The sequence below is a fragment of the Hymenobacter latericoloratus genome, assembly GCF_014199535.1.
Classification (GTDB): Bacteria; Bacteroidota; Bacteroidia; order Cytophagales; family Hymenobacteraceae; genus Hymenobacter; species Hymenobacter latericoloratus.
Window position 1 is genome coordinate 1,134,863 of record NZ_JACHNV010000001.1, and the last position, 20,451, is coordinate 1,155,313.

Genomic DNA, 20,451 nt, shown 5'->3' on the forward strand with positions numbered 1-20,451 from the left:
AATCAGCTCTCTCTGTATGTCAACCCCAGCGTTTGTGCGCCGCTTTCGTTTTGTCGGAATCCTAACGGTAGTGGCCGTATATTTCCTCATCTTGGTCGGCGGTATTGTCCGAAGCACCGGCTCCGGTATGGGCTGCCCTGACTGGCCAAAGTGTTTTGGGACGTGGGTGCCGCCCACCCACGTGAGTCAATTACCCGCCAACTACAAGGAGATATACACTGCCCAACGGGTGGAGAAGAACAAAAAGCTGGCGGCCCGGCTGGAGCGCATGGGTTTTCACCAGGTAGCCGGGGACATTTTTGCTCATCCCACGCAGTACATCGAAACTGACTTCAACCCGGTTAAAACCTGGATTGAGTACGTGAACCGCTTGGTAGGGGCATTGATCGGTGTATTCGTGTTCGGCACCGTGTTGTTTGCGCTTCCCTACTGGCAACGAGACCGAACGGTTTTCTGGCTGGCTTTTGCCTCTTTTCTGCTAACCGGGGTGCAGGGCTGGCTAGGGTCGCTAGTGGTTTCTACTAACCTGTTGCCTATTATGGTGACCATCCACATGGGGCTAGCCCTGCTGATTGTAGCGATGCTGCTCTACGCCGTAGACCGTTCGCAACGTGGTGCAGTTGCGGATATAGAGCCCATCCGTGAAATTTCAGGTTTGGGAGGGTGGCTATGGGTAGCAGTCCTGCTAACATTTGTCCAGATTGTACTCGGTACCCAAGTGCGGGAGCAGGTAGATCTGGTAGCTTCCGCGGCTCAATATTTAAACCGCGGCGGCTGGGTAGAGCAGCTGGGGGGAGTTTTCAAGTTCCACCGAACGTTTTCGGCTGTGCTGCTTCTGGTGAATCTCTACGTGGCTTACCGACTTTACACCACTTCCTCAGCCCGCCTGCACCGGCTGGCCACTGCAATTGTTGGTCTGATAGGGGGCGAGATTATAGCCGGGATTATTCTGACTTACTTTTCATTTCCCGCGGCAGCTCAGCCGGTGCACCTTACGCTGGCTACTTTACTGTTCGGAGCACAGTTTCTGGCCGTCGTGGCGTACCACCGGGCCACGAAGTTGCGGCGGCAGGTGGCTACTACGGCCGTTGTTGCGTAACTTTGCGGCCCCGTTTGGCGGGCTTTTTCGCCACGCAACTTGTTGAACACAGTTGATGAGTAAGGCTAGGGCTTTCTTCCAGTTACTTAAATTCCGCCTGGCGCTTACCGTAGCCTTCTCCAGTGCTATCGGCTATTTGTTGGGCGCCCACGAGCTGAGCTGGGGCCGCGCGGCGCTGGTGATGCTCGGTGGGTTGGCAGTAACGGGCGCGGCTAACACCATCAATCAGATTTTCGAGGTAGACCTCGATAAGCAAATGAAGCGCACCGCCAAGCGGCCCTTACCGCTGGGGGTAATAAGCACGCAGGAAGCTTGGATATTCACGATTATTCTGGGGGTAGCCGGCTTGGGCATGCTGGCGTACTTTTTTAATCCGGTAGCCGCCGCCCTATCCCTGATTTCGCTGATTCTGTACGGCTTCATCTACACACCCCTAAAGACCATTTCGCCCATCTGCGTGGCCGTAGGAGCCATACCGGGCGGAATGCCGCCGCTGATTGGCTGGGTAGCGGCCACGGGCTTCCTGGGGCCGGAGGGGTGGATTTTGTTCGGTATTCAGTTTATGTGGCAGTTTCCCCACTTCTGGGCCATTGCCTGGGTGCTCGACGACGACTACAAGAAGGCCGGCTTCAAGATGCTGCCTACCCCCGGCAAAAAAGACTTGCGGACGGCTTTTCAGATCATGACCTATACGCTGGTCCTGATTCCGCTGAGTCTGCTGCCCTTCTATTTCGGCATGACCAGCACCACGTATCCTATGGTGGCGGCCATCTGCGGCGTGCTGTTTCTCATGCAAACCTTTTACCTCATGCGTACGGTCAGTAAAAAGGCCGCTATGAGTATCATGTTCGGTTCCTTCTTGTACCTGCCTATTGTACAGATAGCCCTCGTGCTGGATAAGATTTAACGGACGTACTGCAGCGGAAAGTGAGACAAAACGGCCTCACTAACTGTTTTCCCAAGTGTAGTTTGCGTCTTCATTTTTACTTCTGTTTTCACGTATGCATCCCTCCGAAGCATTAAACACCAAGCAGCCAGCCACGGGCATCCACCCGCTGCGGTTCGTGCTGGTGCTGATGATGGTCAGCATCTTCATGATTTTTGCTGCCTATACCAGCGCCTACATTGTGCGCCGCAACGAAGGCAACTGGCTGGAGTTCGACCTGCCGTTTGGCTTCCTAGTTACCACCCTGATTCTGGCCGCTAGCTCGGTTTCCGTGCAGTGGGCATGGTTTGCCGCTCGCAAAGATGAGCTCAACCAGGTCCGGACGGCCCTGATTGTTACTACCGTGCTGGGAACAGCGTTTTTGGTTGGACAGTGGCAAATGTGGGCGCAGCTGGTAGGACAGCGCATCTTTTTTGCGGGCACTGATGCCAACCCTTCCGGCTCATTTCTGTATGTACTAACCGGCGTTCATGCATTTCACCTGATTACCGGGCTGATCTTTTTGCTGATCGTTTTGCGTAAAAGCTTTAACTATCAGGTGCATTCCCGGCAGATGCTCTCCATTGGCAACGTCACCATCTACTGGCACTACCTAGGGGCGCTTTGGTTGTACCTGTATTTGTTCCTACTTTTGAATCACTGATTTTCGTCAACCCCCGCACGCTATGTCCACCATTTCCACGACGCAGGCAATTTCTGATTCCGCCCTGGATAAGCCGCGTACCGGCACTTGGGACGGCGGGAACGAGCCCTTTAAGGCGAGCTACGGCAAGCTGATGATGTGGTTCTTCCTGTTGTCAGATGCCTTCACCTTCGCGGCCTTCCTCACCACGTACGGCCTCATCCGCCACCGGCATGGGGTGTATGAAGGTACGCCCGAGGCGTTCAAGTTCTCGACCAACTACTGGCCCATTCCCGAGAAGGTATTCGATGCTTTCCCCGGCCTGCATGGCACCCACCTACCGCTTGGCTTCGTGGCCCTCATGACGATGATCCTCATCTTCAGCTCGGTAACCATGGTGCTGGCTGTAGAAGCAGGTCACCGCTTCGATAAGAAGGACGTACAGAAATGGCTGCTCTGGACTATTCTCTTTGGTGCTACTTTCCTGAGCTGCCAGGCCTGGGAGTGGACCCACTTTATCACGGGTACCGAGGAAGGCACGCTGATGAACGATGGTACCGTATTCCACGGTGCTAACCTGGCCATGAACCAGTATGGCCCGGTACTGTTTGCTGACCTATTCTTCTTCATTACTGGTTTCCACGGTACTCACGTATTCTCGGGCGTATGCTTGCTGGTTTGGGCATTTATCGCCACTACCAACGGGACCTTTGAGAAGCGTGGCCATTATGAAATGGTGGAAAAGATTGGCCTGTACTGGCACTTTGTAGACTTGGTGTGGGTGTTCGTCTTCACCTTCTTCTACCTCGTTTAATTTTACTTGAGTAACTGAGCAGTTCAGCACTTTATCTGGTAGCTGGGCTGCTCAGTTGCTTTTCTCTCCGTTACTCAGCTACTCAACCTCATGGCTCAGCACGCAACGCACGATACCGTTCCGACGGGCGAGATTCCGAAGCCGAACACGGCCTGGATCTGGAAAACCTTCTGGATTATCTCGGCCATTACGGCCCTGGAATTTGTTATTGCCTACCTTATGTCGGCTGGCACGTTCCGTAATTCCATCTTCATTATTCTGACGATTTTCAAAGCCTTCTTCATTGTGGCTGAATTCATGCACTTGAAGCATGAGACGAAAGGCCTGATCTGGAGCATTCTGATTCCGATGGCCTTGCTTATCTGGCTGCTGGTAGCCCTGATAACTGAAGGTTCCTACATCGGTGAAGCGGTTCAGAACCTGATTAACTAACTCCATGAGGCCCCAACAAACACTGGTGTTGGGCCTTATTCTGCTGGTTCCGGTTCTGGCTTTCTTATTCCTGAAAAGCTTCGGTACCAACCGTTACGCGCTGCCAACTTTCCTGCCCGACCGAGTGGATTCTGCTCAGGTTGCCGGAAAGTGGCAGCGCGATACTGTTTATCACCAAATCGGTGATTTTCGGTTGGCGTCGCAATCAGGCAGGGAGGTCACGGAAACGGAGTTGCGGAACAAGGGTCTATACGTCGCTAATTTTTTCTTCTCTACCTGCACGGTCGATTGTCCGCGCATAAACAGCCAGCTGGTTCGGGTGCAGGAGAAATTCCGGCAGGAGCCGCGGGTGCGCCTTGCTTCCTTTTCAGTTGACCCGGAGCACGATTCTGTAAATGTACTGGCGCGCTACGCCGAAGAGTACGGCGCTATTGCGGGCAAATGGTTTTTCCTTACCGGTGACAAAGCGGCCGTGAGCCGGTTAAGTACCCAGGACTTCCGTTTGCCAGCGCCCAGTGGGAGCGGGACCGGAATTGTCCACAGCTCGGAAGTGTTTTTGATTGACCGTGCCGGCCACGTCAGAGGACGTTACGATGGCACCAATGAGCGGGACATGAACCGTCTCATCACTGAAATAGAAGTGTTGCTTTACACCTATGACCACCAATAATTCCCCGGTTGCCAATCCTGGCAACTTCACCAAGTACAAAGTAGCGGCCGGCATTCTCGGGGCCGTGGTGCCGCTGGCCGTAGCCGTACTGTATTTCTTTCCGGGCGTGTTTCGTATCCCGGGGGCCAATGTAGGAGTGCTGCCCGCCGTCAACGCCGCTCTTAACTCCCTGACGGCGGTATTTCTGATGCTGGGCTATTACTTCATCCGGCGCAAGGACGTAGCCAAGCACCGCGCCATGATGGGCATGGCCTTTCTGCTCGGCTCTCTGTTTCTGGTTTCCTACGTGGCCTATCACTCGCAAGGCATCGTGACCAAGTTTGGGGGGCAGGGCCTGATTCGGGGCGTGTATTACTTTATTCTGATTACTCACATTCTGCTGGCAGCCATTACCGTGGGGTTGGTGCTGTTTACGCTCTACTTCGCCCTTACGGAACAGTTTCAGAAACACCGGCGCATTGCCCGCTGGACTTACCCCGTGTGGCTATACGTGTCCGTGACGGGAGTTATTGTGTACTTCCTGATTGCGCCTTACTACCCCTAGCCTAAGCACGAAGTTGTACCGACTAAACAAAGCAACGAACTAAGCTGGGAAGCAGGTCGTTTTCTTTTTAATGAAATCAGTTCGCGCCATGAAAAAAGTAATGTACAGCGGCCTAGCAGCTCTGTTTCTGGGGGTACTGCTCAGCCTGCTGCCCGTAGCAGCACAGGCACAGTGCACCATGTGCAAAACCCAGGTGGAGGCGTCGCGTCAGGAAAAGGACGGCTACGACACCACGGGCCTGAACAAGGGAATCCTGTACCTGATGACGATTCCTTACGTACTGATTGGAACAGTTGGGTACTTCTGGTACCGGCACAGTCAGCAAAAGAAAAAAACCACGCATGGCTAACACCAGCTCCTCTTTAGTAGGAATTCTGCAGCAGCGTTGTCCGCGTTGTCACCAGGGGCCCTTATTCACGCACTCGGCCCTGAATCTGGCTCACTTCACTGAAATGCCATCGGCCTGCCCGGTTTGTCAGCAGGTGTACGAGCCGGAGCCGGGATTCTACTGGGGAGCTATGTACATAAGCTTTGGCTTTTCGACGGCTATTATGCTGGTGGTAGGGTTTGCCGTGTATTACTTGCTCGGCGACCCGGATACCTGGGTGTATATTACGGCCGTGGCCGTGGTAGCTTTGCTGCTGACACCCTTGAGCTTGCGTTACTCGCGCACCCTAATGCTTTATCTGTTTGGGGGCGTACATTACGATGCCCGCTACGCCACCGGCCGCCGCTGAAAGGGCGTCTGGTGCCAGTGGTTAGGAAATGCCGCCGTCGGGCGGCATTTTTGTTTGGTACCAAGCTTGCACTAACCCGATTCTACTATTTTCCTGCCTTTTGAAATCCTTTCGTTATCCTCCGGTCTGGCTGCTTGCGTTGGCGCTGCTCTGCTTTGGCGGCGCGTATCTCAGCAACCGGTATAGTCAGAATCCGGAGGTAGCCCTGCAAACATCGGCTACCCGGCTGCAGGAGTTGCTGATGGAGGCCGAGCTAACGGGCGAGCGGGAATCAACGGACGTGCTGCAGCGACTGGCCACCCGGCGGGTTAGCTTTCAGAACCTGGCCAGTCACACCACATTTCCTACCTTCATCTTTCGGGGCGACCAGCTGGTGTACTGGTCCAGCCACAGCGTGCGGCCCGATCCTGAGCAGGCCACCCAGCGCTACCACGAGCGGTTGCTGGAAACCCGTTTCGGCAAGTTTCTGGTGCTGCGCCATACTGAGGCTCCCTACGTGGTGCTGACGTACATTCCGCTGGAAATCAGCTATGGCATCAGCAACCGTTATCTGCGCGAAGGCAACGGGCAGGGCATTTTTCAGGGGCAGAACGTACGACTGGTAGTGGACAAAGCGGCCTCCACCCGGCCCCGGCTGGTTTCAAACGAAGGCAACTACCTGTTTTCCATTGAGAGTCTGCAGGCGGACCCTATCACGGGCAAGTACCTGCCCTTGTTGCTGTTGCTGCTGGGGGTGGGGTTTTATATTGCGGCGTGGGCGTGCGTAGCCCGCCAGCAGTTTAGGCAGGGCCCGGCCTGGGCGGGTGCTTTGGCCATAGTAGTGCCGCTGGGTGGCCTGCGGGCCGTGATGCTGTACTTTGGGCTGCCGTTTTCCTTTTTGGAGATTCGTTTGTTTGACCCGCGGGTGTACGCGGCCTCCTGGTTTTCGCCCTCCCTCGGCGACCTGCTGCTGAACGCGGGCCTGTTTGTGGTGGCCTCCTACTACGTGCTGCTGCTGTTTCGGCGCTACGGGGTGCTGCGCTTCACGCAGCGCGTGCGCGGGGTGCCGCAGCGAGTGGCCCTGGGAGCGGTTACGGTACTGACGTTTTACGGACTGCTGGAAATGCTCTTCGATTTTTACGCCAGCAGCTTCAGTAATTCCCAGCTCATCCTCGATATCACGCAGGATATCCAAGTCAACCTGTTCAAGGTGCTACTGGTGGTAGCCATTGTGCTGCATACCGGTAGCTACCTTGTGAGCTTTTACATTCTGTCGCAGCTGTTTACGGGCATCGTCCGGCCTTCTACGCGCAATGCGGGTCTGGTACTACTGATGGCTAGTGCCGTGGTGTTCCTGGGTACGGGGGTAGGGGTAGGGCAGGTACATGCCACTATTCTGGGTATTACGCTGCTGTTTTTCTTTGTGCTACGCCTGACCGGGCTGAAGTCGAGCGGCGTGGTACTGCCCTATCAGGTGTACCTATTTATTTTCCTGATGCTGGGCGTGAGCTCGGCCGTAGGCGCCCTGGCTTTGTACGAAGACTTTAACCGGCAGCTGCAGGTAAACAAGCAGAATGTAGCCAGCAACCTACTCACGGATAACGACCTGCAGGGCGAGTACCTGCTGGTGGAGCGAGGACAAGAAATGGCGCGCGACCCGGTGCTGCGGACCCTACTGGCCAGCCCGTTCGTCAACCTGGATCTAATCCGGCAGAAGGTGGTTAAGTACTACCTGCGCGATTACTTCAATAAGTATGAAGTGCGCGTTATCGTGTTTAATCCGGCTGGCCGGGGTGTGGCCGTGGGTGGGTCGCTGGAGCAAACCCGCAGCTTTCTGCTGCAGAACGCTACCCCCACCGACCATCCCAACATCTTCCTGATCCGGGACGGGAGCAACCTGTTCAACTCGCGCCGGTACGTAGCCTTTTTTCCGGTGCCTACCCCCACCCCCGAGGTAGAGGAAGGCCCCAGTACCATTGTGCTGGAGCTATCCTTGAAGAAGCTAACAGCTAATAGTGTGGTGCCTGAGCTGCTGGTTGACCAGAAGTTTTTTCAGCCCCGGCTGGGGACGGAGCTCAGCTACGGCGGCTACCAGAAGGGGCAGCTGGTATATAGCGAAGGGGATTTCGACTACGTCAATCGATTGCCGGCCAGTCTCTTTCGTGATGCCCATCTCTACAGCACCGGCGTGGCGCTGGAGGGCTACCACCACCTGGCCGTGAAGGCAACGGATGCGTCGGGCCGCATGGTGGTTGTTACCACGGCTACCTACTCTTTCTCCGACTGGCTGGCCAACTTCTCCTTTTTGTTTCTGGCCCACAGCTTCTGCTGGCTGCTGCTGATGGGAGCCTTTTTGCTGGCCCGGGGGCAGTATCGGGAGGTGTTACGCACCAACTTCAGCACCAAAATTCAGCTGTTCCTCAACTTTGGCATTCTGGTGCCCCTCATTGTGGTGAGCGTGGCCATTGCCAGCCAGGTTACCAATGCCTACAAACACGATTTGCTGCGCACCTACCAGCGCCGGGGGCAGGCAGTGCAGGAAAATCTGCTGAAAAACCGCGACCTGCTCACGGACCCCGGCAACCGCCCCTACCTTGTAGACCTGGCCGAAAACGTGGCCGCCCTCACCGAAACCGACCTCAACCTCTACGATGCCCAGGGCGAGCTGCTGGTTAGCAGCCAGCCCTCCATTTTCGAGGCTAACCTGCTCAGCTCCCTCATGAACCCCCAGGCGGTTTCGGCCCTGAAAGAAGGCGGCCAGCCGCGGGTGCTGCTCACGGAGCGGGCCGGCACGCTTTCCTTCAACGCGCTGTATCTGCCGCTGCGGGCAGCCGGGGTGGTGCAATCGGGGCGGCCGGGGGCGGTGCTGGGCTACGTGGGTATTCCCTTCTTCGACTCGGAAAAAGACCTGGATAACAAGCTGACGGAGCTGGTATCGACCATCCTGAACATCTTCACGGTGATGTTCATCCTGTTTCTGGCGCTGACCTTCCTGGCTTCCCGCATCCTGACCCAGCCCCTCAAGCTCATCACTGAAAAGCTGCGACAGACTACCCTAACGGGCCAGAACGAAATGCTGGCTTACGAGTCGGAAGACGAAATTGGACTGCTGGTGCGCGAGTACAACCAGATGCTGCTGAAGCTGGAGGAAAGCAAGCAGGAGCTGGCTACCCAGGAAAAGGAGGCGGCCTGGCGCGAAATGGCCCGGCAGGTGGCCCACGAAATCAAGAACCCGCTGACGCCCATGAAGCTGAGTCTGCAGTTTCTGCAGCGCGCTATTCAGGACCGGCGCCCCAACCTGGATGAGCTGATGAACAAAGTGTCGCAGACGCTCATTACCCAAATTGACGTACTGACCGACATTGCCACTTCCTTCAGCAACTTCACCAACCTGCCTGCCATGCGCCCCGAGCGCCTCGACGTAGCGCCCATTCTGCGGCGGTGCGTGGGGCTGCACCAGGGTGGGGCAAGCGGGGCCGGCATCCGGCTGGTGCTGCCCGACGATGCCGAAACCGGCCGCTATGTAGTATTCGCCGACGAAAGTCTGCTGGTGCGCACCTTCAACAATCTGCTGATTAATGCCCTGCAGGCCATTCCACCGGGTCGGGTGCCTGAGGTAGAGGCCCGGCTGGAAGCCCGGCCCGACGACCGGGTCCGCATTTGCATTCAGGATAACGGCACGGGCATTCCGCCGGAGGTACAGGACAAAGTATTCGTGCCCAACTTCACCACCAAGGAAAAGGGCTCGGGCATTGGCCTGGCCGTAGCCCGGCGCGGCATTGAAAGCGCCGGCGGGCGCATCTGGTTCGAGACGGAAGAAGGAAAAGGAACGTCTTTCTGCATCGAGCTACCTCTGGCCGGGTAAGAACCTGTCAGGACCGCCGGACCGGTTTGCGTCCGGGCCGCTTGCCCCGTAAGGTTTGGCAGGGTGGCGGGGGGAGGACTGTTCCGGTGCGCCGCCGTCAACCGGCCGGGGCGGCGAGTGGCACGAATTCAGGCGGCTCCGGCGTTATGGTGGCCCTGGCTTTCCGGCTTCGTATTTTTACTGAATGATCAGCAGCTCTACGCCTTTTTTCCTGCGCTTTTGGGTGCTGCTGGCGGGGCTGCTGACGATGACCGGAACGGCCCGCGCCCAGCAGCGGGCCGATGCGCCACCCACTACCCGCCGCTGCACCTGGGTACGGCTGCTGCCCAACCGGGATACTACCGAGTTCCGGCTGCGCGATTCCCTGACCGTAGTACCTACTTCGGTGAGCATTGATGGCCGCTCGGTAGCCTACGACCCCACCACCGATCAGTACCGCTTCGTGCGGCCCGCTACCCGCTTCCCGGCGCCCGAGGCTGGCCGGCCCGATATTGTGCTGCCCGGTGGTCCCGACTCGGTGTTGGTATGCTACCGGGTGCTGCCGGTGCAGCTGGCGGCGGCCCGCTACCTGCGCCCGGCCCGACAAATGGACAGCGTGCAGTTCTGGCGGCGCCCCTCGGAGCTGGGGCTGCAGGACTTTGCCGTGAAAGAGCAGATCCTGAGCACACCGGGCATCAATAAAACTGGTAATCTCTCGCGGGGCGTGTCGTTTGGCAATGCCCAGAACGTGTTCGTCAACTCCTCGCTGAACCTGCAGCTGGAAGGCCGCCTGACGGACCAGATTAACCTGACAGCCGCCATTTCCGACCAGAACGTGCCCTTCCAGCCCGAGGGCAATACCCAGCAGCTGCAGGAGTTTGACCGCATCTACATTACCCTGACGCACCCCCGCTGGAACCTGACGGCCGGCGACGTGGTGCTGCGCAACAAGCCCGATTACTTTCTGCGGTTCTACAAGAACATTCAGGGGGCGGCCCTGGAAACCAACTTCGGGCAGTTGCCCGTGGGTGGGTTCGGGGGCGGCGTGGGGCCGGGCGTGAGCAATCCGCAGCTGTTTCAGTATCCTAATGCCGCGGGCACCAGCACCGGCACCTTCGTGACGGTGCCGCCTACCGTGCCCCCACCCGCCGGCTCGGGCGCCACCCAAAACGGTCTGCCCACCAGCCCGAATAGCCCCATTGGCGTTACGCCCAACGGGGTAGGGCCGAACGGCGTGAGCCAGACGGTGACAACTGGCGCTAGCGGATTGCGGCGCGGCGGTCTGTTGTCGTTTAAGCCGGGTGAAGCGTTTGCTACCACCTCCGTGGCGGCCGGGGTAGCCAAGGGCAAGTTTGCCAGCATCGATATTGCGCCCCTGGAAAACGTGCAGGGGCCCTACCGCCTGCGCGGGCCCAACGGTGAGCAGTTCATCATCATTCTGGCCAACTCCGAGCGGGTGTACCTGGATGGGCGCCTGTTGGTGCGCGGGTTCGATTTCGATTATGTTATCGACTACAACCAGGCCGAGCTGACGTTTTCGCCCCGCCACCTGATTACCCGCAACTCCCGCATCAAGGTCGATTTCGAGTACTCCGACTTCAACTACGCCCGCTCGCTGCTGCAAGCCAGCCACTACCAGCAGCTGGGGCGCCTGCAGGTGCACGCCAACTTCTACCGCGAATCCGACAACCCGGATAACTCGCCCAATCTCAGCCTGAAGGAATCGGAGAAGCGGCTGCTGCGCTCCATTGGTGACAACGTGAGTCAGGCCATTGTACCCGGCGTGGATACCGTGGCCTACGACCGCCAGCAGGTGCAGTACCGCCAGGAAACCCAGCTCGACCCCACCACCCAGCAGCCGGTAACCGTATTTGTGTATCCGCCCCGGGACACTACGCGGGCCGTGTACAACGTGCGCTTTACCAACGTAGGAGCCGGGCAGGGCAGCTATAACCTGGGCACCAGCCCCGAAGATGCCCGCGCCAACGGCCGCGTTTATCAGTTTGTGGGACGGGGCCGGGGTGCCTATGAGCCCATCCGGGTGTTGCCCACGCCCCTGCAAAAGCAGCTGATGACCGTTGGGACCAGCTACCAGCTCGATTCCACGGCGACGGTGTTCGTGGACCTGGCGGCTTCCACCCTCGATCTGAACCGGTTTTCGCCGGAGGCAGCGCAGGGGCGGGCCATGCGGGTAGGTTACGTGGTGCAGGACCGGCCGGTGCGCCTGCCGGGCCTGCGGGGCTACAAGCTGCGCAGCGCCCTCGACTACGAGTACACCAGCCGCCGCTTTGCGCCCATCGACCGGTACCGCGACATTGAGTTTGACCGGAACTGGAGCACCTCGAACACGCTTATTACCAACAATCAGCAACCCCGCGAAGACAACATTCTCAATGCCTCGGTGGGGGTAGTGAAGGATGCCGACAACGCCGTAGGCTACCGCCTGAGCCGGCGCTACCGGGCCGGCGAGGTAAGCGGGGTGCAGCACTGGGTAGATGCGGCCCGGCAGGTGGGGCCGGTGCAGCTGCGCGGCAATCTGTTTCTGCTAAACTCGGAAGCCGGCCGCCGACAGTCGCGCTGGGCGCGGGGCGAGGCTACGGCCCGTTACGTGGGTGGCCCCGTGGTGCCCGGCTACGCCTACCGCTTCGACAAAAACCGGGTGGCCCGGCCCGCCGGCGACTCCCTGACCTCGGCTAACTACTTCGATGAGCACGCCCTGTTCGTGCAAAGCCGCGACTCGGCCCGCACCCGCTTCCGGCTGGATTACAGCTACCGCCGCGACCAGGCGCCCAACCCCGAGCAAACCCGCCTGCAGGAGCGGGGCCGCGCCCAAACCTGGCAGGGCAGCCTCACTTCCCGCCTCAGCGCCACCCAGGACCTGGCTGTGCTGGCTACCTACCGCGACCTGGCCGCCCGCGACTCGGCGCGGCAGCGCACGGTGCTAGGCAAGCTCGACTGGAACGCCAGCTTTTTCCAGCAGCTGCTGCGGTCCGAGCTCAGCTACGCCGTGGCCACGGGCCGGGAGCTGCGGCGCGACTACACGTTTCTGCCGGTACCCAACGGCCAGGGCACGCACTACTACGGCGGCGACGCTAATACCAACGGCCGGCAGGACAAAGACGAGTTTTTCGAGGCCCAAACCCCCGACGCGCAGTACCGCACCCACATCAAGGTGTTTCTGCCCACCGACGACTACATTCCGGCCTTCACCAACCGCTTCAGCTACCGCCTGACCACCAGTGCCCCGCGCGGCTGGCGGGAGCTGCCGGGTCTGCGGGGCTTTGTAGGGCGCTTCTCGGCCCTGAGCACGGTTACCCTGGACCGCCGCACCACCGAGAACACGCTGTCCTCGCGCCTGAACCCGTTTGCCTTCCAGACCGCCGATTCCTTGCTGCTGAGTTTGAATAAGCTGCTGCGTAACACGCTCTATTTCAACCGGTCTAACCCCATCTTCGGGGCCGAGTTTACGGTGCAGCAAACCCAGCAGAAAGTGCTCCTGACCCAGGGCTCCGATACGCGCAACCTGGCCAGCCAGAGCCTGCTGTTGCGCCGCACATTGGCGCAGACGTTTACGGGGCGCTTCACGGCTACCCGCAGCATCCGCGAAAACCTGTCGAACTACCTGATAACGCGCAACTTTCGGGTGCTGCAGTACGAACTGGCGCCGGAAATCAGCTACCAGCCTTCCAACGTGCTGCGCCTCACGGGCACCTACCTGCGCACTTCCAAGCAAAACACCGCCGGCCCCGACGAAGATGCCGAGGGTACGTTTGATGAGCTGGGCGTGGAAACCCGCGTCAGCCAGGTGGGCAAGCGTACCCTTTCGGCTACTACCCGCTACGTGCGCGTGGGCTTCACCGGCGACCAGGGCTCGTTGGTGGGGCTGGAGATTCTGAATGCCCTGCGCCCCGGCAGCAACTTTACCTGGAATCTAAACCTGGAGCAGCGCCTCAGCAACGGCCTCAACGTCACGCTGGCCTACGACGGCCGCAAAGCCAACGGCCTGGGCGCCGTACACACCGGCCGCATGCAGGTATCGGTGCTGTTTTAGGGAGGTTGTTAATTTAATGCAATGCTTATGCGTTCAACAACCCATCAAGCCACCGTGCAGAAATGATAACACATCTACCGCTTTACTGCTACCCCAAATGATTAGCTAGAAATGCTTCGCGGTACTCAGTAGGTTATTGCTTTTGCATACAGTTCACACCCTAAACATTCTTGTGGTAAGACGTCGATATTTCCTGCTGCTCATAAGTTTTTTAGCCAACTGTGGGTTAGCATCCGGCACCGCTTATGGTCAGGTTCCCGAGGGCAAGGGGCAACTGCCCTACGCCAACGACTTCCTGTACGTGGATCTATCGGGGAGAGCAATCAATAACCTGCCCCTGCATTGGGTGCAAACCCAGCGGGTAAGCAAGGGCCAGCCCCAGCAGCTGGAGCTGCTGAATTTGCTGGTTCCGCGCCAGGTAGTAGAGGCCCAGCCGCCGCAAGAGAGGTCATCGGAAGCCCTGCTGGAAGACGAGCTGTTGATTGCTATGGCCATTCTGCCCGATAAGGAAACCGGCCGTGTAACCTGGGAGCCGGTTCGCCCCGATACGCTGGCGGCGGTGCGCCGCCTGAGCGTCGCCCGGCTCCTGGATGACTGCTACGCCCGGGTGTACGCCTACGAAATCCAGCGGACGCATTTGTACAATCAGCTTACCCGGCGCACCGACGTGAAGCCACTGGTGGAGCGCGACGGACAGGTCTGGACGACGCCCAACGTAGTGCTAACCGAATACTTTCTGCTGCGCAACCGGCCCACGTACTGGCCCACAGCCGGCAACAACATCACCATCAACGTGCAGGCGCGCCCCTTCACCCGCGCCGATTTCAGGCAGGCCGGGCAAGTCAGCGCGAAAGACTCTTTTCCGTCCGTGGAGGCGGAATTGGGAACAAGCCTATTGCTGGAGGAAGTGCGCAATGGCATTTACACGTTCTGGTCGCTGGAACCCCTGATTGCGGATGGTCCGTTGAGAGATTATGGCTCCGTTGATATTCAGTTCAAGCCAGGGGTAGGCCTGGTGTCCGGCAAGTACAACCACTACTTCGGCATTCCCCAAAACAGTGCGGCCAACACCTTTTTCAAGGTTACCCGCATCACGAAGCTGAGTAACTAGATTATGTTTAAGTAGATGAATGAGTAAGCAAAAAAGAGCAGCCGGTACGCCAGCTGCTCTTTTTTGCTTACTCATTCATCTACTTCGCCTCCACCAGCCGCCGGATGGCGGGCACTACGGCCAGCTCGGTTTGGCCGGCCGGGGCTTTGGCAGCATCCAGCTGTTTGAGGGCGTTGGCCTGCCAGGCGGGGGTAGGGGCCTGGCCTTTCTCCAGCAGCCGGAGGCGCTCCAGACCTAGGGTAGCCACGGTTTTCAGGCGAACGGAGTGGGGGGCGTACTCCTGGAGGCTAGGGTTTTGCTTGAGTATTGGTTGCACCAGCGCGTCGTTGGCCTGCCAGTATTCCAGCTCATTGGTGAGGTAGGCCACCAGCGCCTTGCCCGGCTGGCCCTGCAGGTTGTTGCCCGCGGCCGTGCGGCGGTAGGCCAGCAGCCCATCCACGGCCACGCCAAACTGCCGGGCCTCTTCCGACTCCGAGGGCGCGGCGTCAACCAAACGGTTGAGCGGGGTTTGGGTGGTGTATTTGAACCCTTGGAAATGGCGCTTGTACTCTTTCACGGGCTCCAGCACCTGGGCCAGGGTGCGCAGCGGCGCTACGGCCGTTTGCCGGCCGCCGGCCAGCTGGGTCAGGAGCTGCTCGGGGGCGCGGCGGTGGCGCAGGTCCAGCGTTTCTAGCTGCTTACTGACCAGGGCCAGGCGGCGGTACATATCGGGCACGTCGCGGACGGTGCCGGCGCTCCAGAGGCGCTCGGCCACGGCGGCGGCCCGGGGCCAGATGCGCGAATCCACGATGACGGAATCGGCAAACTCGCTCCACATGGTGGCTTCGCCGCCCAGCACCAGCTTCTGCTGCTCCGGGGTTAGGGGCGCGTCCTGGGGTAGGGGGTCGGGCAGGTAATGCGAGGCGGCGGTCAGGTTCAGGTCGATGTAGTAGCCGTTGGAAAGCAGGGTCGCGTGGCCGGCCTTGGCGGCCTCGTAGAGGCCTTTCTTACCGCGCCAGCTCTGAACGACGGCATCCTTGGGCAGGTCGGGGCCCAGAATTTCGTCCCAGCCCACCATCTTTTTCTGGTAGCGCGTCAGCATCTGCAGTACCCGGCGGCTGAAGTAGCTCTGCAGGGCGTGGCTATCGGGCTGGCCCTTGGCATTGACAAAGCCCTGCTGCTTCATGAAGGCCGCAATACGCGGATTGCGCTTCCACTGGCGGCCGTCGTTTTCATCACCCCCGATGTGGAAGTACGGGTCCGGAAACAGGCCGGTCATTTCGCTTAGCAGCGAATCAATCAGCGTGTAGGTGGTTTCGCGGGAAGGGTCCAGGGCAATGTTGAGCACGCCCCATTTGCGCGCCACGCCATAAATAGAGTCATTGGGAGCCAGGCGGGGGTAGGCGGCCAGCCAGGCCGTGGCGTGGCCGGGCATGTCCAGCTCGGGCACTACCCGAATACCGCGCCGGGCCGCATACTGAATCACGTCGCGCACCTGCTGCTGGGTGTAGAACTGCCCTTCGCCGCCCACAGTGTGTAGGCGCGGAAACAGCTTGCTTTCCACCCGAAAGCCCTGGTCATCGGCCAAGTGCCAGTGCATCACGTTGAACTTGGTGGCCCACATGCCATCCAGGTTGCGCTTAATCACCGAAACGGGCATAAAGTGGCGGGCCGGGTCCATGAGCAGTCCGCGCCACGGGAAGCGCGGGGCGTCCACCACGTCAACTTCGGGCAGCCATACCGTCTTTTTCTCGGGGGTAGCCAGCTGGCGCAGTGTGGCCAGGCCACGCAGAATGCCCAGGTGGGTAGGGGCGTTCAGGGCCACGCCCATGGGCGTCACGCGCAGGGTGTACGACTCGTCTTCGCCCAGCTTCAGCAGCTCGCCCGGCCGGCCGTACTGCAGTACCATGCTGGCCGTGGGCATGGGGGAGGTTTGCCTACGTGAGGGGCCTACCCCCGTCCGGCCGGGCAACAGGGCCGGCAGCACCAGCTGCTCTACCGCCTGCGCCACCGCCGAATCGGCGGCCTGGCTGGCGGCCGTTTGGGTGGGCGTAAACACCTGCCACGACAGATCGGGCTTGACGGTGAAGCGGCTCTGGCCCCAGGTGGCCTGGGTGGGCACGGGCAGCAGCATCCGCGTGTCGGGGGTGGTTTGGGCGGCCAGCGGGCCAGCCAGCAGCAGCAGCAAGAACAGGAAAGGGCGCATCATGGAAAGGAAGTAGGCAGAGAAGCGAAGGTAGCAAGCCCCGCGCCAGAAGTAACAATCGTTGTGGCGAGGACCCCGATGCCACCCTGCCCTACCAGTTCCCTACCCCCCGAAACGCAACAAGCCCTTGAAGACTGTCATGGCGAGCAGCGCGAAGCCATCCGTCCTGACCACTGTGCTACCCCCTGAAACGTGACAAGCCCTTGACGACTGTGCGAGCGTCAAGGGCTTGTCACGTTATAGAACTTGTCACAGAAGAAACTACGGGCGTGTCATGGCGTCGTCGTGCCTCCTCGCCATGACACGCCCGTAGTTTCTTATATCAGCCCGCGGGCTTTGAACTCCAGGTACTTATTGATGGTGTTTACCGTCAGGTTTTGGGGGGCGGTCAGCAGGGCATGGATGCCGTAGCGGTTCAGCTCCCGCACAATCTGCCGCTTTTCCTGCGCGAATTTCTCCGCCACGGTTTGGTTGTACACGTCCTGGGTGGAGTCGGCGGGTCCATCGAGGTAAGTACGCAGTTCCGTATTTTCGAAGAACACAACCAGCAGCAGGTGGTCTTTGGCCATGCGGCGCAGGTAGGGCAGCTGGCGCTGCATGCCGTACAGCGTCTCGAAGTTGGTAAACAGAATCAGCAGGCTGCGCTGCCGGATGTTGGTACGCACGGAAATGTAGAGCCGCTCGTAATCGGTTTCGAGGTACTTGATTTTCTGGCGGTAGAGCACCTCCAGCAGCTTGCGCAGCTGGCCGCTGCGGCGGTCGGCGGGCACAATGGCGCCGGGCTGGTGCGAAAAGGTGAGCAAGCCTGCTTTGTCGTGCTTGAGCAGGGCAATGTTGCTTACCACCAGCGTGGCGTTGATGGCGTAATCCAGTAGGCTCAGCCCCTCGAACGGCATGCGCATCACCCGGCCTTTGTCAATGAGGCAGTACACCTGTTGAGCGCGCTCGTCCTGGTAGTGGTTAACCACGAGGGCGTCAGCGGCTTCGGGGGTAGTGGCACGGCGGGCAGTGGCTTTCCAGTTGATGGCCCGCGGGTCGTCGCCGGGCACGTAGGGCCGGATCTGCTCGAACTCCATGCTGTGGCCTACCCGCCGGATGCGCTTCACCCCGGCCTCGGTGAGGCGGTTATGAATCGCCAGCAGCTCGTACTGGCGCATCTGCAGAAACGAGGGGTACACCGGCACTACGCGGCTGTCATCGAACCGAAACCGGCGCCGCACCAAACCCAGGGGCGAGGCCACGTACACGTTCACGGCCCCAAACTCATACTCGCCGCGCTTGGTGGGGCGCAGCTGGTAGCGGATAATGTTGGTTTCGCCAGGCTTGATGGCCGCCCGGAACAGCACGTCGCGGCGCTGAAACTGGTGCGGTATCTCGTCAATGGTTTCCGTGCTGATGGGGAAGCGGTAGTGGTTTTCGAGGTAGATGGCAATGTCGTTGTCGGAGCCGTTGGCCAGCTTGTCGCCCAGCACCCGCCGCCCAAACACCCCGCCTGCCCCCTCCCGCACAGGGGCGTACAGCAGCACCGCGTCCAGCACCGTCAGCACCAGCAGCAGCCCGAGGGCCAGCTGCACCGGAGCCAGCCAGCCGGGTAGGAAAAAGGCCACCACCAGCCCTGCCAGCAGGGCCACGATAACCAGAAAAAAGCGGCGCGTAAGAAAGAAGGATTTCATAAGAGACCAGCTAATTCATCCCTCACCTCCATAAGCGCGAAGCCCAGCAGGTTCTCTCCGTGCCATTTGGCTGGGTTTTCTGCTTCCGGATGGTCGGCGGCTAGGCCTATGCCCCAGATAGCATCCACCGGGCTGGCTTCAACCAACACCCGATCCTTGGTAGAAAGTAAAAAGTCGGCCAACGGCTGATTCTGGCCGAATTTATGTCGGTTGCCTGTTACCACAATAGCGTATTTATGCTCATCCCAGAGGGCTGGCACAAACCCTTTTATCTCCCTGCCTAGCTTTTTAGCTTCCGCCGGGCTCTTAGCCGCTAGAATTCGGGTTAGCGTGTGCTCATCGGCAAACAGCCGGGCTTTTTCGGCCATCATCCATTGTTCGGCCGAATGGTAGGTGCAGCCGTCAACTACAAAATCGGCTAGCCACCATTGGCTAAAGCAGGTTTTGGTGATCTGCCCGTCTTTGGCTGGTTGGTGCCCCCAAAAGAGTAGGTACTTGATTCGGTGGCCTTGGGCTAGCTGTTCCAGGAGCCAGGGAGTAGAGTAGCGCATTTACCGAGGCACCTCAATCTGCTGCAGAATCTGCTTTACCACGTCGTCGGGGGTGCCGCCTTCCATTTCGCGCTCCGGCGTGAGCTGGATGCGGTGGCGCAGCACCATAGGGGCCAGGTACTGCACATCTTCGGGCGTCACGAAGTCGCGGCCCCGGAGGGCGGCCAGGGCTTTGGCGCCGTTGAGCAGGGCCAGCGAAGCCCGCGGAGAAGCCCCCAGGTACAGGCCCTTGTGGGCGCGTGTCTGGCCCACAAGGCGGGCGATGTATTCCAGCAGCTTGGGCTCTACGTGCTGGCGGCGTACCTGCTCCCGCAGCTTCTGCAGGTCCTCGGCCGACACCACGGCCCGCACGGCATCCAGCGGCGTGCCGCCGAAGCCCGCGTGGTGGCCCTGCAGAATAGCAACTTCCTCTTCCACAGTGGGGTAGCCCACGTTCAGCTTAAACAGGAATCGGTCGAGTTGGGCTTCCGGGAGGCGATAGGTGCCTTCCTGCTCCACGGGGTTCTGGGTGGCCAGCACAATGAAGGGCGCCGGCATGGGGTAGCGGGTGCCGTCCTGGGTTACCTGGCGTTCCTCCATCACCTCAAACAGCGCCGATTGGGTTTTGGCCGGAGCCCGGTTGATTTCGTCAATCAGGACAATGCTGGCGAAAATGGGCCCGGGCCGGAACTCAAATTCTGCTTTGTTGGGCCGGAAAACCGAGGTGCCCAGCACATCGGAAGGCATCAGGTCGGGGGTAAACTGCAGGCGGCTGAAGGGCACGCTCAGGGTGCGGGCCAGCAGCTTGGCGGTGAGCGTTTTGGCTACCCCCGGCACGCCCTCCAACAGTACGTGGCCATCGGCTAGTAAGGCCGTAAGCAGCAGCTCGGCCAGGGCCTGCTGCCCCACAATCACCTTGCCCAGCTCCTGCCGAATGGCCTCGGCGTGGCGGCTCAGGTGGCTCAGGTCGGTACGGGGCGCAAAGCCAGTGGCTGCGTTGCCGGATTCAGGTGCAACTGGCATTTCGGCGGGAGAGGTTGCTTCCGGGAAGTCAGCCGGGGTAGAACTCGAATTATTTTCCATATTTCAGCAAAGTCAAGACAAGAGAAAAAGCTTATGTTACATTATATACTTTATATATATAGGCAAAAAGTGTATTTATAGTGTTCAGATGTATTATTAGAATAGTTATAAAGCGTTAAATTTATATTTTA

16 protein-coding genes are annotated in these 20,451 nt (G+C 59.4%); 12 read left to right on the top strand and 4 right to left on the bottom strand.

Translation table 11 applies throughout. The features are described from left to right. Positions 1–16 precede the first annotated feature (16 nt). The 12 genes from GGU46_RS04935 (at position 17) to GGU46_RS04990 (ending at position 14,849) form a co-directional block, all read left to right on the top strand. Complete coding sequence (locus GGU46_RS04935; RefSeq protein WP_183402411.1) at positions 17–1,099, top strand: COX15/CtaA family protein; 1,083 nt, start codon at positions 17–19, stop codon at positions 1,097–1,099. Positions 1,100–1,154: 55 nt separating this feature from the next. Continuing rightward, entirely contained in the window at positions 1,155–2,006 is an 852-nt protein-coding gene (gene cyoE / locus GGU46_RS04940) for a heme o synthase (RefSeq protein WP_183402412.1), read from the top strand. Between the two features lie 94 nt (positions 2,007–2,100). Continuing rightward, on the top strand, positions 2,101–2,688 hold the full coding sequence (locus GGU46_RS04945) for a cytochrome c oxidase subunit 3 (protein WP_183402413.1): 588 nt from the start codon (positions 2,101–2,103) through the stop codon (positions 2,686–2,688). A gap of 22 nt (positions 2,689–2,710) precedes the next feature. Continuing rightward, positions 2,711–3,481: a cytochrome c oxidase subunit 3 gene (locus tag GGU46_RS04950; protein ID WP_183402414.1), complete on the top strand. Its 771-nt coding sequence runs from the start codon at positions 2,711–2,713 to the stop codon at positions 3,479–3,481. A gap of 90 nt (positions 3,482–3,571) precedes the next feature. Further along, positions 3,572–3,913 (top strand): cytochrome C oxidase subunit IV family protein, encoded by a 342-nt coding sequence (locus GGU46_RS04955; RefSeq protein ID WP_183402415.1) that lies wholly within the window; start codon positions 3,572–3,574, stop codon positions 3,911–3,913. A gap of 4 nt (positions 3,914–3,917) precedes the next feature. After that, positions 3,918–4,583, top strand: coding sequence for an SCO family protein (locus tag GGU46_RS04960; protein WP_183402416.1), 666 nt, complete (start codon positions 3,918–3,920; stop codon positions 4,581–4,583). Next, complete coding sequence (locus GGU46_RS04965; RefSeq protein ID WP_183402417.1) at positions 4,570–5,127, top strand: DUF420 domain-containing protein; 558 nt, start codon at positions 4,570–4,572, stop codon at positions 5,125–5,127. The genes GGU46_RS04960 and GGU46_RS04965 overlap by 14 nt, the downstream gene beginning before the upstream one ends. 70 nt (positions 5,128–5,197) lie before the next feature. After that, positions 5,198–5,476, top strand: coding sequence for a hypothetical protein (locus GGU46_RS04970; protein ID WP_246398601.1), 279 nt, complete (start codon positions 5,198–5,200; stop codon positions 5,474–5,476). 103 nt (positions 5,477–5,579) lie between these two features. Beyond that, positions 5,580–5,864, top strand: a complete 285-nt coding sequence (locus GGU46_RS04975; protein ID WP_183402418.1) for a DUF983 domain-containing protein — start codon at positions 5,580–5,582, stop codon at positions 5,862–5,864. A 100-nt stretch (positions 5,865–5,964) separates the two neighbouring features. Further along, a complete protein-coding gene (locus tag GGU46_RS04980) occupies positions 5,965–9,708 on the top strand; it encodes a sensor histidine kinase (protein WP_183402419.1) in 3,744 nt (1,247 codons plus the stop codon). Positions 9,709–9,892: 184 nt separating this feature from the next. After that, positions 9,893–13,738: a hypothetical protein gene (locus GGU46_RS04985; protein WP_183402420.1), complete on the top strand. Its 3,846-nt coding sequence runs from the start codon at positions 9,893–9,895 to the stop codon at positions 13,736–13,738. Between the two features lie 172 nt (positions 13,739–13,910). Then, entirely contained in the window at positions 13,911–14,849 is a 939-nt protein-coding gene (locus GGU46_RS04990) for a hypothetical protein (RefSeq protein WP_183402421.1), read from the top strand. A 79-nt stretch (positions 14,850–14,928) separates the two neighbouring features. Here the strand turns inward: GGU46_RS04990 and GGU46_RS04995 are convergent, their stop codons facing one another. The 4 genes from GGU46_RS04995 to GGU46_RS05010 form a co-directional block, all read right to left on the bottom strand. Next, entirely contained in the window at positions 14,929–17,037 is a 2,109-nt protein-coding gene (locus tag GGU46_RS04995) for a beta-N-acetylhexosaminidase (RefSeq protein WP_183402422.1), read from the bottom strand. A gap of 314 nt (positions 17,038–17,351) precedes the next feature. Continuing rightward, positions 17,352–18,707: a DUF58 domain-containing protein gene (locus GGU46_RS05000; protein ID WP_183402423.1), complete on the bottom strand. Its 1,356-nt coding sequence runs from the start codon at positions 18,705–18,707 to the stop codon at positions 17,352–17,354. Next, positions 18,704–19,258, bottom strand: coding sequence for an NADAR family protein (locus tag GGU46_RS05005; RefSeq protein WP_183402424.1), 555 nt, complete (start codon positions 19,256–19,258; stop codon positions 18,704–18,706). The genes GGU46_RS05000 and GGU46_RS05005 overlap by 4 nt, the downstream gene beginning before the upstream one ends. After that, positions 19,259–20,260, bottom strand: coding sequence for an AAA family ATPase (locus tag GGU46_RS05010; RefSeq protein ID WP_246398727.1), 1,002 nt, complete (start codon positions 20,258–20,260; stop codon positions 19,259–19,261). Positions 20,261–20,451: the final 191 nt, after the last annotated feature.